Below are 13,565 nucleotides of genomic sequence, written 5' to 3' on the forward strand. Positions count from 1 at the left end.
GACAGCTCGGAAACCCCCCCCCGGCCGCCGACTCACCGGCTTCTGACCGCCCCGAGACAGCCCGCCCCGCACAACCGAGAGAGGAAGAGACCATGAAGGAGTTCCTGGTCGAGATCACCACGACCGTGCCCGAGGGCACCGACTCCGCGGAGGTCAGCCGCCGCCGCGCCGAAGAGGCCGCACGGGCCGAGGAACTCGCCGCAGCCGGTCACCTGGTCCGGTTGTGGCGCCCTGTGGGCGAGCTCCGCAGCATCGGTGTGTGGCGCGCCGACAGCGAGGCGGACCTGCACGAGAAGGTCCTCGGAACGCTGCCTCTGTGGCCGTGGATGACCGGGGTGGTCACCGCCCTGGAGCCGCATCCCAACGACCCGGGCTCGACCGGCGGCAGAACCCTGGTGAGCAGCACGACAGCGCAGGAGGCGATCCTGCGTGGCGTCATGGACAGATGGAAGTCCGCCGTGGATGCGCACGAACCGCAGCGGGTCGCCTCCTGCTTCACCGAGGACGCCGTCTTCCAGGGACTACGCCCCTACACCGTCGGCCGTCAGGGTGTCGCCGAGTACTACGACTCCCAGCCCCTCGGGTTGACGGCGGACTACGAGGTGCTGCAGACACGGCAGTTGGCCGAGGACGTCCTGCTCGGCTACCTGGGTGTCGACTTCTCGTTCACCGACCGGCCGACCCTCGAGGTGACTCTCAGCGTGGTCCTCAGGCGCGTCGCCGACCAGTGGCGCATCGCCCACTATCAGGTGTCCCGGCTCGGCTGATCGCGAGCCGAGTTCGCCCCGGGCCGAGTCGCCCACAACCTCCGGTAAAAGCGGCGAGTGCCGGAAGTTCCCACGTCCAGAGGCTTCTGGTTGGCGCCCCGATTGATCACCACGGACGATGGTGATCAAGGCGCGGCGGCAGATCTTCTGGGTCCGCGCTTCACACGTGCAGTGCCGCCGGAGACATGCGCTGACCGACGCCGGATCTGCTGGTCCGGTGCCGGTCGTCACCGTCGGCACAGCAGGAACGTCGCGGCCGGCCGGTGGCCGCAGGAGGTGGTCGCATGGGGACTCCCCCGAGGTCTCACTCCGGCTCGCACCTGAAGGTGCGTCGGCCCCCACCGGGAACCCTGTGGTCCCGGGTGTCCATGGCAGTGATCCTGCTGGTCCTCCTCATGACGACTCTTCTGCTGAGTCTGTTCGGCCTTGACGACTTCTTCCATGCTCTGACTTTCCCCGGGCGCATCACCGGTGCCGTCCTCATCGTGGTCGCGCTCGCCACGTTCCTGGCGGCTGCCGCGGTCGTGGACCACTGGTTCCGGCACAGCTTCCCCTACTCCGGCGTGGTCGCGCTGATCGGCGCGTTCGCGGCACTGCTGACCAACACCTGGCTCCTGGGCGAGACAGTGAGGGACGGCGATTCCGCGACCTACCGGGCGCTGTTCGCCGCGCTCACGGCTGGTTCGGCATGGGCCGTCTTCGCGGTGTGGCGGACATCGGTCGTGATCCCCGCTCCGAAGCGGGTGGCCGCGGCAGTGATCGTGTCCTCGGTCATCGCGATCGCCAATTTCGGTTACCAGAACCTCTATCAGCCGTACCAGCGTCAGACCAGGCCTCTCCTCAAGTTGTCCATGGGCCAGCCCGTGTTGAGTCAGGACCGGAAGGCATTCGCCGTACCGGTCGACATCACGCTCGAAAACCACGGTGACGTGGGTTTCTACGTACTCGGCACCGAATTCCACGCCATGGGGGAACGGGTTCCGCTGAGCTCGACGGACCGGCTCCGCCAGCAATGGCGAACCGATGCCGAGCAGTGGGGCAATTCCCAGGAGGTGAACCCCCTCTCCCGTAGGGAAATCCACCAGCCCGGTCAGTTGGTGGAGGCACAACCATGGATGTCCTATGGGGGGTGGGTCGAGTCGAGTGACATGTTCACCACCCGAGTGGTGGTGCAACTGCCCATCGACACACCGTACGACCAGGTGGCGGTCTATGCCAGCGCAAGCCTCGCCCGCAAGGACCGGCTCGGCCTCGAGCCACCGCTTCAATTCAAGGCGTACTCCTGGAAGGAGAACAGCAAGGTCCCCGCGTGGGTGAAGGATGAAGAGAAAAACGGCCTCGACACCATCGTCTACCAGGCCAGGGTGCATGAGAACAACTCGATCGACGAACATACGAGGGACCCGCGCTACGTGAACGTCTACTGGCAATTCGGTGCGCACGGCTCAAATGTCTCGTCAGCCGTTGCGCGAAACGGCGAGGACGGCCGCTATCCCACCGGACAGGAACTACGCGAGCTGAACAGCCGGTACGGTCTCTCCGACGTCGTCACGGGCCCGATCAAACGCACTCTGTGGGACATCAAGAGCCAGCGATGACAGGAACTGCCGGGCTGAGCGCGCTGGAGCGCTCGTCCAGCCGTTCCAGCCACATCACCAGGGCGAGCGAGCTGTTCACACGATCGCAGGCGTATGCGTCCCCCGTGCCGAGCTGAGCCTCCCGCACTGCCTGGCACAGCGTCTCCACGTCGAACATCTCCGCGATCAGCGGATGCCGGGCGGAACGGCACAGGTCGATGAGCTCGTCGCAGTGCCGCCGCAATCCGCGGACGTAGAGATCGTTGAAAGGAATTTTGACCGCCCTGCCGCGGATCCGGGCCGGGAGCAGGTCCGCCATGGCCTCACGCAGAACCTCCTTGGGACGGCTCGCATGGAACGTGGCGTCGACAGGCAGGCGGCGCATCATGGCGACGACCTCCGGGTCGAGGAAGGGGTGCGAGAGGAAGAACCCGTCCAGTCGGGCGCGGTGCCACGACAGCGGGTCAGGAGCGGCGAGGTAGTTGGCCGCGTCGTAGAGCGACTGCTCCGGCTTGCGTCCGAAGACGAAGCGGCTCTCCGCGATGCTGGCCGAACGGTAGCCGTGGGTTCGGGCGAATCCGGATCGCAGCCATCGTGGGCGGTTGAAGTTGCCGAGGCCGCCCAGCACCGTGCCGCTGCGGGCGAGTGCCGTGATGCGTTCGGTTGCCAGCGGGAGAGCCGGCTGGACGACGTAGGCGTGGAAGATGTCCCGCGAGCCCCGTTCGCTGCATGCGGCCCAGGCCCGTGCCTGCTTGGTCAGCTGCCGGAGCCGTCCCGTGCGGGCGAGCCTGTGCAGGTGGAACGGGTTGGCGTCGACCACCGGATCGGCACCGCAACCGGTCAGGAGAGTGTCACAACCCAGTTCCGCGGCAGCGGCGTGAAGCCTGGCCCAGAACGGGGCGCGGAAGGCGTGCGCGTACGGCTCGTCCGCGTCTCCCGCGTGGTGCTGGAAGTCGTCGAAGTCGGTCACATCGTCGGCATCGACGATCACCGGGCGGGCCATGGGTGTCTGACGGGAGATCTCCTCCAACGCCGCGTCGAGGTACGGCCGCTCGCCTGCCAGCTCTCCACCGGAGAAGCGGCCGGAGAGCAGGAGGAGCTCCCCGGCGCTGACCCGCCCCGCGGCCAGTAGACGTGCTGCGAGCAGCGCGACACTGGTGGAGTCGGTGCCGCCGGAGACGTGACAGGCCGTCAGCGTTCCCATGCGGCGCCCGACGGCGTGCTCCAGCACGAGGCGCAGGTCCTTCGCGGCCTCACGGAGGTGGGGGCGGGCCCCGTCTGCTGTCGCGACGGGCGAGTCGTAGTGTCGGCCACCTCGCAGCACCCGACTGCGCATCCGCCCGGTGAGCGACAGCTCCACCACCTCGCCGCCGAGGACGCGGTGCACCTCGGCGAAAGGGGTGATGTCCCAGTGCTGTTGGGCCATGTTCCCGGTGAGGTAACGGCAGAAGTAGTCGCGTTCGAGCTCCGTGACGCTGCCCAGGGAGCGGGCCGAGGTGCTGACGGCGCGCACGCGGCCACCTGACTCCCGGAAGAACAAGGGGACGCGTGCCTGTTCATCCCGCATCATGAGGATGCGGTCGCGGCACACGAGAACGGCGGCGTAGTCGCCGGCCGGCAGAGGCGGGGCCGATCCCTGTCGGGCGAAGTCGTCGAGGAGGCCGCGCACGCCCGTCACTCGGTCACGCACCGATCCGGCCCAGCCGACGACGGCCGCCGCGCCGGCCCGCGAAGAGACCGTCGTGACGAGCCCCTGACGCTCCATGGCCTCGTCGATCCAGAGCCTCAGTGTGCCCCCCGCCCACTCGAGGCGGAGCGCCTCCATGTCACTGTCCTCCGCGGTCGATCGCGAGCACCGGTGTGAAGGCGTGCCCGCGCGGATCGGCGTCCGGGATGCACAGGCCGGCCGAGGACGTCCAGGCATGCAGAGCGAACGGGTGTTCGCGCACCCCTACGTGGAGTACCGCCTTCAGGCCGCACCGCCGCAGCAGGACGAAGGCCGTCACGGCCTCCGACTTGCAGTCGCCGTTGACGAGCCAGCTTCTGCGGCTGTGTGACTGCACGGCCGCTTTCAGGCGTCCGACCTCGTCCGCGTCGGGAAGATCCGCACGGACGTAGTCCGGGGCTGCCAAGGACAGCATCCGAAGGACGCGCCCGAATCCCATGGTCCGGATCAGCAGGTGCACTCCACGCAGCCAGAGCCCGATACCGACGTCCGAATACCGCTCCCGGCGGTGGGGCGCGCAGCCGGCACGGACGAGGCAGGCGACGAGTTCAGCGCGTTCCTCACGACTTCCTTCGCTGAGCCTGTGGACGTCCGTCGTCGTCATCCCGAGAAAGCGCGTCCGCTTCCAGTCCGCGATCAGCGCTCCGCTGGACATCCGGGTGACACGGCAATGCGGTGACAGAATGCTCGCCATGGCCACCAGGGCATCGGTGTCATCTGCCACCGCACATCCTCCGGGGTTCCCTCGCGACCGGTGTCAGGAGTGGTATCCGTGACCGTCGAAGAATCCGCCGCTGAACCCCCGGATCAGACGGCCATTGCCGAGAAGGACGAGCCGACGCGGCCTACGAAGCCTCAGAAATCGGTGAAACATCGCCTAACTCCATAATCAGGCAGAAACCATCAATTCCAGGCTACTCCGACCTGAGGAGCCCGCAACCGAACCGCGGCCTTCATTCGGCCGCTTCGACCCCAAGTCCTTGCGTCCTGCGCCAACCTGGCTGCAGGAATAGGGTGGCCGTAGCGGGGCACGTCCCGGCGCTCACTGGAGCGCGGAGCGGACGGGTCGCCCGAACTTCGGTCCATCCAGGCTCACTTGTCGGGACCTGCCCTCTCAGACGACTGCTCATCGAGCACCAGTCCTTCCAACCGATCCGCGTGAGCCCACCGCGGCTCGCCCCACGAAACGCTTACGGACGACAGGGTGGGGCGAGGGGGACTCGGCGGCGCGGGCCGACGCGTGCGGGCCCGTGCGTTCGGCGCGAGGAGAACCATCATGACCACTTCCGGTACCGCGGCACCGCACAGGACTCCGGCCGGGCCGAAACCCGGCGGCGTGGAGTCGGAGAACCACCCCTGGAAGATACGCCTGGTCGACCATCCCAAGCGTTACGAGTCGGCGTACTTCCGCGCGGCCAAGAGGACGGTGCACAAGATTCTCGCTGAGATGGACAATGACGACCTCCCTTACGGGTCCAGGCCGACCGGCGCCCAGCATTGGGAGATGCACCACGGCGGCAGCCTGTGGGTCAAGGGGAAGAACGGCTGGCGGATGTACCGCGCCAGGGTCGGCATCGAGTGGAGCATGCAGTTCTGCGCCGAGCCGTCGAAGGTCGACCGGCTGCGCGAGGAAGCGGCTGAGCTCGTCGACGCATTCCCACTCACTCTGCCTGCCCTGGCGGCGCTCGGGTACGAAGAGGCCGAACAGCTGCTGCGTACTCCGATCACGGACGCCGATGCCGTCGAACGGTGGACCGACTGCCTGTTCAACGCCTGCGTACCGATGAGCCACGGCAATCACCAGGGGGTCCTGCCTCAGGTTCCCGGGGAGCACCACTACCCGTGGCCCGTGAAGGGCGCGGACTTCGTCCGGTACCAGGACTTCGAGCTGTGGGTGACCCTGCCCGACGGGACGCACGGCGCGGTCGCGCCGGTGGACCGGCGAGGCTCGGGCGACGGTCACGTACGTCTGGTCCACGTTTCGGAGGAGAGCGAGGCAGCCGCAGCGTTCGTGGAAGCGCAGGAGCAGGGAAAGATGGCCGTGCTGCCGCCCAACAGCCCGGTCGCGCTGCAGGCCTTCGCCCAGCAGATCGCCCCTGGACGACGGACCGCGTCCGGCCCGCCGGCGCCGCACTCCGCGGCGGCGCGGCGATCGCCGACAGGTGTTCGGCGCAAAGCCGAATAAAATACGCTCTGTGAGCAAAAACAGTGACGACGGCCGGAGGGGCGCCGGCGAAGGCGGGCGGAGCGGTGAGGCCGAGCGTGACGACGCCGAGCGCCGGGCGACCGAGAAATTCATCGGTGACCTGCTGGCGAGGGGCGAGGCGGTTTTCGAGGGCGAGGAGCCCACGGCGCGAACCACGCACGTCATCAAGCGCGAGGACGACGGACGGCTCACCGTCCGCCGTCTGCGCTTCTTCCGCTGATCCCGCTACCCGCTCAGTCGAAGCACCGCCGGACCAGGGTGAGACCCTCGCCGGTCGAGCTTCGCGTGATCTGGTGCGTCTTGAGCCGGGAGGGGTTGTCGTCGACGAACGCCGCATCGGTGCGGTGCTCCTCGGGTACGTCGACCCGGCCTCGGCGGAAGAGGTCCTCGAGGTACGACGTGGCGACCCGCTCGGGGTCGGCGGGCCGCAACGAGCCGCCGGCGGGGTCGGAGCCCGCGATGCCGAACCGGCGTTCCTGCGCCGGGGCGGAGAGGGTGAGGGGCTGAGTGACGCCGTACGTCGCCCCGTGGATCGTGACGGCCGTCAGACCCTCCTCGTCGCCACCGCCCGGCTGCGCCTCGGCCATTCCGGCGCCTCGGCGTGCCACCTCCGGCTCGGTGATGGACACGGCGGCCTCCAAGGAGAGAATGCCGTGCCGGATGAACGCCGAGCGCAGGGACTGACCGTATTTGCCGCCGTTCCGGCGCTGGTCCGCGGCGATCATGTGACCCGCGACCTGCGCGTAGTAGGCGGACACCACGGGCGCGGACACCACAGCATCCACCAGCAGCTGTCCCGCGATGTCGGCCGCAGCGGCCAGACCGGCCTGGTCCTGCAGGTCCTGCTGCCGGAAGATCCCGGCCACGATCTTCAGGAAGGCTCCGCTGAACACCCTCGAGAACGAGTGCGGCTCGCTGCACAGCATGTTCGCGGGACCGTTGGGCGACAGCTCCACCGGGTCCCGGTAGAAGAAGCTGTTCGACAGGTTGCGCAGGCAGTCACGGTCGACCGCGGTCGGGTGACCCTGGCGGATCGCCCAGCCCAACTGCTCGGCCATTCTCGACACCCTCGAGGACAGTTCCAGGTCGCCCTGCGTCTCGGCAAGTACCGCGATCCGCAGCGATTCCAGCCGCAGTGAGCTCAGCAGGGCGCTGATGTCACCGAAGGCCTCGTGCAAGGCCGCCGTCTCGGCACTCGCCGCGTTGAACAGCTGGGGGCGCAGGGCGTCGAGGATCGCGTGCCCCGTCTCATGCTCGACGACCTCGTTGCTCTCGCACGCGGCGACGGTGACACCTGCCACCGTGCGACGGAAGAACCACAGACCTCTGCGGTCGTAGAAGGCGTTGAGGTCGTCTCCCGCGTTGAGGTGCGCGGTCAGCGCGCGGCCGACCGTCGGATGCCATTGCGTTCCGGCCGGCACCAGCGGCCCCCAGGTCTGGCTGGCCCGGCTGAGGGCATCGGCCGCCACCCAGTAGCGGAACGCCTCGGTGCCCGGCCCGGCACTGTCCGGCTGCGGCGCGGCCTCCGCGATGGCCGTCGGGAAGGGCTGTGTGTCGAGCTGTGGGACTGGATGCGGTACGGGCACGTTGACCTGTGGCGGATATCCGGGGTCGTCCTCGTACACCAGAACCGTGGGGGTGGTGGGTTGTTGTTGCTGCAACGTCATGGAGCCTCCCTGGTCGGAGAGATCACGGATGGCGGAATCCCCCACAGGAAAACCCTTGGCCAAGATTTCCTCGTGACCAGTACGAGGCCCTGGCAGGCCGGTGTCAATCCGGGCAGAAGCAGGCGCGGCACCCGCCGACCGGTCGTCGCAGCAGGTGAGCGGACCGGTGACTGTGGTCCGTGGCCGGTGCACACGCGCCCGTGCCCGAAGCCTCGGGATTGAGCCGATCGGGTGCAGCGCCCGCAAGGGTGAGCGGGGCCTCTCGAACGGCGGGCCGAGCCCAAGCAGACTGCCCGGCAGAGCACGTCCGACGGAAGGAGGCATCATGACAACGGACACCGGGCCCGGCCCTGTGCGCGTGCTCGTCCTCGGCGCCGCGCTGCGGGCTGAGTCCCTCAACGTCCGCCTCGCCTCCCTCACCGCGCGACTGCTCGTCGAGGCCGGTGCCGAGGTGGACCTCGCCCATATGCGCGACTTCGACATGCCGCTGTACGACGGGGACGCCGAAGCAGCACACGGCCTGCCCCAGGGGGCGCTGGCCCTGTTCGACCGGCTGAACCGCGCCGAAGCCTTCGTCATCTCCTCCCCCGAGTACAACGCCTCGGTTCCCGGGGTGCTCAAGAACGCCATCGACTGGGTCTCGCGTATCAGACCGCAACCCTTCAAGACCAAGCACGCGCTGCTGGTGTCGGCTTCCCCCTCGCTGATCGGCGGGAACCGCGGGCTGTGGACGCTGAGGATCCCCCTGGAGCACCTGGGCACCCGGGTCTACCCGGACATGTTCAGCCTTCCCGAGGCCCACCACGGCTTCACCAAGGACGGCGAGCTCGCGCATCCCGGGGCGCAGGAGCGGCTGGCCGAGACCGTCGCGGGCTTCCTCCACCTCGTCGAAGCCGACACCCGGTACATCTGCCTGCGACGCCGCTGGTACGAGTTTCCGGGTGACCACACCGACGCCCCCGTCACCCATCGCGCCGAGGGCTGACAACGGCTGCGGCGTCGGCGACCCGGCGTCGGGCGCGCACTCGCGGTCCCACCGCCCGGGCCTCATCGACCTGCTGCCGGACGAGAGCGTCAGGTTGGAAGGGGCCCAGTGACAACTCGACCAGCAGCCTTCACCGGCCCGGCGGTGCACAGCAGAGCGTCGACGGGCTTGGGAGCTCCCGAGCGCGTGGAAAGCAGGAGCGTGGGACCTCGTACGCCTACGCCCCTGCGAAGCTGTCCCGCCACCTGAACGGGGAACCGAACCCGAGTCGTGTGCAGCCCCTCCAAGCCACGCTCGCCAGGCTCACCGCCGTTGCCGTCGCACCGTCCCCGCCAGCCGCCGGCCGGTTCGACTCTTTGAGGTTGCTCCCGCTATGACGGTCGTCCCTCGATGTGTGCCATGCAGCGCTTACATCGGGACATGTTCGACAGTGCTGCCTCAACCCGGCCTAGGGTCTGGGGAATGAATCACTCCCCGTGCGCCGGCTCTTCGGCGCCTACGGTAAACAGAGAGAAGCGTCCGCTCCTCAGCCCCAGCTGGTTCGCGGCCGTGATGGGCACTGCCATCGTCGCCAACGCGGCCGCCACTGCGCCATGGAGTTTCCACGGGCTGCAGACTGCCGCCATGGTGGTCTGGCTGGGCGCTGCGGTCCTGCTGATCCTGCTGACCACCTGTTACCTCCGCCAGCGGGCACTGCGGTTGCACGCCGGTGATCCGGTGATGGCCCAGTTCTTCGGGGCGCCACCGATGGCGCTCCTCACGGTGGGTGCCGGGGCGCTGCTGTTCGGCCGCCGGCTGATTGGGCTCGATGCGGCGCTGGACGTGGACTGGGTGCTGTGGTCGCTCGGTACGGTGCTCGGTCTTGTCACGGCGTGCACGGTGCCTTATCTCATGGTCACCCGGCACCGCTTCGCACCGGACGCGGCGTTCGGGGGCTGGCTGATGCCTGTGGTGCCGCCGATGGTGTCGGCTGCGACGGGTGCGCTGCTCTTCCCTCACGCACCGGCCGGGCAGCTGCGGCTCGCCCTGTTGCTGGGCTGCTACGCGATGCTCGGGCTCGGCCTCGTCGCAGTGGTGCTGGTGCTGTCCATGATCTACGGCCGCCTGGTGCACCACGAGGCCCCCACGGGAACGGTGGTGCCGACGGTGTGGATCGGGGCGGGGGCGCTGGGGCAGTCGGTGACGGCGCTCGGCGCGCTGGCCGCGGCAGCGCCGAGCACACTGCCTGCGCCCTACGCGCAGGGCACCGCGGTGTTCGCGCTGCTGGGCGGGATTGCGGTGTGGGGCTTCACGATGCTGTGGCTGGCGCTGGCCACGGGGCTGACCATACGGACGATCCGGGCGGGGCTGCCCTTCGCGCCCACCTGGTGGTCTTTCATCTTCCCGGTCGGCGCCTGCGTGACGGCCACCGGCGCCCTTGCGGCGCGGACCGATTCGCTGGTGCTCACCTGGGTGGCCGCGGTGCTCTATGGGCTGCTCGTCATCGCCTGGGCGGTGGTGGCCGGCCACTCGCTGCGCCATGCCGCCAGGCACATGTGGCGCAGGTGCGCCGCCGGACACGCGCTCCGGCGACCTGTCGTGCCGGAGGGGCGGCTCGACGGGCCGACCGTGCTCAAGGGAACCGTCCGCACCACCACTGACGGCCGCCCGATCTCCCAGGCCCGTGTCACTCTCCTCGACCCGGCCGGCGACGTCGTCCGCGACACATACACCGCCGAGGACGGCTCCTACGCCTTCTCCGATCTGGAACTCGACCACTACACAGTCGTCGCTGCGGGCTACCCGGCCCAAGCCACTTCCCTCACCCTCGGCGGCAGCGGCTACGACGCCTTCGATCTGACGCTGACGCACGAGAAGGGCTGAGCAGCCGCCTGTCGTCGTTCCCGGAGCAGGAGCTCAATGCGGAACTCGCCCGCTTCCCCGCCGACGCGGAGGTGCGGTGGGTGCAGGAGGAGCCGGAGAACCACGGAGCCTGGCTCTTCGTGGGGCCGCACGTGCAGCGCCTGGCGAACCGTCCCGTCGAACACATCAGCCGCTCGCAGGCGTCGGCCCCGGCCGTGGCCTCCGCCCGGCGCCATACCGGCGAGCAGAAGCAACTCGTGGCATCCGCTTTCCACTGACCACGCCGCCTGCCATCAGCCGCGGAAGGATGCGCAAGGCCGGTCCATCGCGTCGAGGTGCGGGCGCGCCGTCTTGCCGATCGCCTGCCGCTCGGTGAGGCCGACGCCGTGCCCCTCGGACGCCGTCGTAGGAGGCAAGGCCGCACACCGGCCTTGTCCACGGACGTTTCCTGAGGCGTTCAACTCGCAAGAACCACGTGTGCCGGGCCGCAGCCGGAGGACAACGGTGACACACATTCGGTCCTCGACTACGGCGAGACCGCTTCGGACACCGCATCCTTCGTGCCTGCCCCGGTCGTGCGGAACCTGGCCCGGTACGCACCAGCCGTCACACCCAGGTGCCGCACAAAAGCTCTGCGCATCGACTCGGGTGAGCCGAATCCTGTCCGCCGCGCCACCACCGGCATGGAGTCATCACCCGTCTCCAGCAGCACCCGGGCGGCTTCCAACCGGACTTGCTCCACATAACGAGCCGGAGTGGTTCCCACCTCTTCACAGAAGAGCCGGGTCACATGACGGACACTGAGGCCCGCTCGGCGTGCCATGGCCGACAGCGTGTGGTTGGCGCCGGGGTTCTCGGCGACCTCGTCCAGCAGCCGCCGGAGCACCTCCTGACGGGAGTGCGGGACCTGGGAGCGGACGCTGAACTGGGACTGGCCCCCCGGTCGCTGCATGAAGACGACCATGTCCTTGGCAACCGCTCGAGCAACCTCCGCACCGTAGTGATCTTCAACGAGCGCCAAGGACAGGTCGATACCTGCGCTGACACCCGCCGAGGTCATCATTCGCCCGTCCCGCACGAAGATCGCATCCGCTTCGACCCTGACAGACGGGAAACGCAGGGCCAATTGCCGCGAGTGCCGCCAGTGCGTCGCAGCGCGACGCCCCTCCAACAGGCCGGCCGCTGCCAGCAGAAACGCTCCCGTGCACACCGATGCCGTGCAGCGGGCCTTCTCATGCAGACGCCGGACGACATCCAAGAACGCGTCGTCCTCGACCAAGGTGTCCCATTCCGGACCGCCTGGGATCACCAAAACGTCGCACGGCTCATGTACGTCTTCGACGGCAAGGTCAGCGCTGATGCGGGTCCCGGCCGAGGTGATCACCTCCGCCCCGTCCTCGGACACCGTCTGCACGCGATAGCGCCCGCCGAACTCGTTCGCCGAAGTGAACACCTCGATGGGACCGGTCACATCGAGCAACCGCACCCCCGGAAAGACGAACACGGTCACGGTGAGCGCGCCCCTCGCAGGCCGGTTGCGGTTCACCGGATGCCCCTGGGCCGGGCCCGGTGCGGACACAGCACGGTCATCAGTGCGTCGCCGCTGACCAGCACCTCGCGGAGGCCCCTGTGCTGCACGACCGGTTCGCCGACCGTACCGATCACAAGGTCATCAGTGGCCAGTGCCTCCTGCGTGCGGACACCACCCGGCCTGCCGACACCGGCGATGAAGAACGTCCCGTTCATTGCGAACTCCTACGCGACGAGGGATGTGCGCGGGGACTCCCTCGTCCAGCGCCCGCCCGGCGACCCCCTACCGAGTGCCGGTGGTGGCAGACACGCCATCCCACAGCCTCCGCCGCGGGCCGCACGAATCCCGCCCACGAGCCACAGCCCACTCGTTGAGGCGCCGGTCCACGAGAGCTCCAGATCAGACGAGAGCGGATCACAGCCGACTCCGGAGCACGCTCACGAGACTTCCCGGGGTCCATCCTGCGCCTGCCACCGGCACCAATGCCATGACCGGCAAACTCCCAGCCAGGAGGTAAAACCTCCCAGTCCGCGAGAAGATCACAAGCGGCCAGATGGCGGCCTGGGCCAGCTGGCCGATGTGGAGGAAGACACCCGCGCTCGGATCACCAGGCATCTCCTGCCACGTATGCGGACCATGATCACCGATGGAAAGCAGCTGCTCCGGAGGCCTGCCGGGTAGACATGCTGGGGGCCTGTGGACGGTGTACGGTCGCAATACGTCGTTCGTGGGCGCGTGGACTTCGCTGCCGACGAACAAGGCCGGTGGCCGACACGTGCCCGGGAGTGCCTATGTCTCAGCAAACAAACATCGCCGCACAAACTGCTTTCGCAGAGGCCGTCGTCACCGGCAACCTCGGGGCCCTCGACGAGATCGTCGCACGCGACTCGGTCGATCATGATCCCGCCCCAGGCCAGGTGCCGGGGCCCGAGGGGTACAAGGCCATGTTCGGCGAATTGCGAGCAGCCTTTCCCGATCTGCACGTCGAGGTGGAACATCTGGTGGCCACCGACGACGAGTTGGCGTTCGCCTACACCCTCACCGGGACGCATCGGGGACCGCTGATGGGGCAACGGGCGACCGGCAAGAAGGTGAGCTACCGAGGCATGCAGATCAGCCGCTTCGACAGCGACGGCAAGCTCGTCGAACGTTGGGGCAGCAGCGACGAACTCGGCATGCTGCGTCAACTAGGCCTCGCCGAGGTGTGATCCACGAGCGGGCATCCAAATGTGGATCACGGCTTCGTAACCGCCGGGCAGAGCCT

The 13,565-nt window shown here is 68.4% G+C and carries 13 protein-coding genes and 1 pseudogene; 9 read left to right on the plus strand and 5 right to left on the minus strand.

What is annotated here, in order from left to right:
- Positions 1-92: 92 nt before the first annotated feature.
- The 3 genes and pseudogenes from BZY54_RS13050 to BZY54_RS13060 all read left to right on the plus strand — a co-directional run.
- Positions 93-374 (plus strand): annotated as a pseudogene (locus BZY54_RS13050) (muconolactone Delta-isomerase family protein); the annotation flags it as partial.
- Between the two features lie 21 nt (positions 375-395).
- Positions 396-767, plus strand: coding sequence for a YybH family protein (locus tag BZY54_RS13055; RefSeq protein ID WP_086725410.1), 372 nt, complete (start codon positions 396-398; stop codon positions 765-767).
- A 368-nt stretch (positions 768-1,135) separates the two neighbouring features.
- Positions 1,136-2,365 carry a hypothetical protein gene (locus BZY54_RS13060; protein ID WP_244217133.1) on the plus strand — a complete coding sequence of 410 codons (1,230 nt, stop codon included), beginning with the start codon at positions 1,136-1,138 and terminating at the stop codon, positions 2,363-2,365.
- Here BZY54_RS13060 and BZY54_RS13065 read toward each other — a convergent pair.
- Both BZY54_RS13065 and BZY54_RS13070 read right to left on the minus strand, forming a co-directional pair.
- The gene (locus BZY54_RS13065) at positions 2,349-4,169 is read right to left on the minus strand and encodes an asparagine synthase-related protein (protein ID WP_086725346.1); all 1,821 of its coding nucleotides are present in this window, start codon (positions 4,167-4,169) and stop codon (positions 2,349-2,351) included. The genes BZY54_RS13060 and BZY54_RS13065 overlap by 17 nt on opposite strands.
- Before the next feature lies 1 nt (position 4,170).
- Complete coding sequence (locus BZY54_RS13070) at positions 4,171-4,794, minus strand: lasso peptide biosynthesis B2 protein (protein ID WP_244217134.1); 624 nt, start codon at positions 4,792-4,794, stop codon at positions 4,171-4,173.
- 552 nt (positions 4,795-5,346) lie between these two features.
- On the opposite strand from BZY54_RS13070, the gene BZY54_RS13075 reads away from it, so the two are divergent.
- Both BZY54_RS13075 and BZY54_RS13080 read left to right on the plus strand, forming a co-directional pair.
- Complete coding sequence (locus BZY54_RS13075) at positions 5,347-6,255, plus strand: DUF6424 family protein (protein ID WP_086725347.1); 909 nt, start codon at positions 5,347-5,349, stop codon at positions 6,253-6,255.
- Positions 6,256-6,265: 10 nt separating this feature from the next.
- Positions 6,266-6,496 (plus strand): hypothetical protein, encoded by a 231-nt coding sequence (locus BZY54_RS13080; protein ID WP_086725348.1) that lies wholly within the window; start codon positions 6,266-6,268, stop codon positions 6,494-6,496.
- Between the two features lie 13 nt (positions 6,497-6,509).
- Here BZY54_RS13080 and BZY54_RS13085 read toward each other — a convergent pair whose 3' ends face one another.
- Entirely contained in the window at positions 6,510-7,943 is a 1,434-nt protein-coding gene (locus BZY54_RS13085) for a gluzincin family metallopeptidase (RefSeq protein WP_086725349.1), read from the minus strand.
- Positions 7,944-8,268: 325 nt separating this feature from the next.
- Here BZY54_RS13085 and BZY54_RS13090 point away from each other — a divergent pair, with 325 nt between their 5' ends.
- The 3 genes from BZY54_RS13090 (at position 8,269) to BZY54_RS13100 (ending at position 11,048) form a co-directional block, all read left to right on the plus strand.
- Positions 8,269-8,928, plus strand: coding sequence for an NADPH-dependent FMN reductase (locus tag BZY54_RS13090; RefSeq protein ID WP_086725350.1), 660 nt, complete (start codon positions 8,269-8,271; stop codon positions 8,926-8,928).
- A gap of 462 nt (positions 8,929-9,390) precedes the next feature.
- Complete coding sequence (locus BZY54_RS13095; RefSeq protein ID WP_167413987.1) at positions 9,391-10,791, plus strand: SLAC1 family transporter; 1,401 nt, start codon at positions 9,391-9,393, stop codon at positions 10,789-10,791.
- An 8-nt stretch (positions 10,792-10,799) separates the two neighbouring features.
- Entirely contained in the window at positions 10,800-11,048 is a 249-nt protein-coding gene (locus BZY54_RS13100; RefSeq protein ID WP_244217142.1) for a hypothetical protein, read from the plus strand.
- A gap of 248 nt (positions 11,049-11,296) precedes the next feature.
- Here BZY54_RS13100 and BZY54_RS13105 read toward each other — a convergent pair whose 3' ends face one another.
- Complete coding sequence (locus BZY54_RS13105) at positions 11,297-12,280, minus strand: DJ-1/PfpI family protein (protein ID WP_167413988.1); 984 nt, start codon at positions 12,278-12,280, stop codon at positions 11,297-11,299.
- 32 nt (positions 12,281-12,312) lie between these two features.
- Positions 12,313-12,516 (minus strand): hypothetical protein, encoded by a 204-nt coding sequence (locus tag BZY54_RS13110; RefSeq protein WP_086725353.1) that lies wholly within the window; start codon positions 12,514-12,516, stop codon positions 12,313-12,315.
- 576 nt (positions 12,517-13,092) lie between these two features.
- Here BZY54_RS13110 and BZY54_RS13120 point away from each other — a divergent pair.
- Positions 13,093-13,509, plus strand: coding sequence for an ester cyclase (locus BZY54_RS13120; RefSeq protein ID WP_086725355.1), 417 nt, complete (start codon positions 13,093-13,095; stop codon positions 13,507-13,509).
- Positions 13,510-13,565: the final 56 nt, after the last annotated feature.

Origin of the sequence: Streptomyces carpinensis (assembly GCF_002154505.1) — a bacterium.
Lineage (GTDB): Bacteria > Actinomycetota > Actinomycetes > Streptomycetales > Streptomycetaceae > Streptomyces > Streptomyces carpinensis.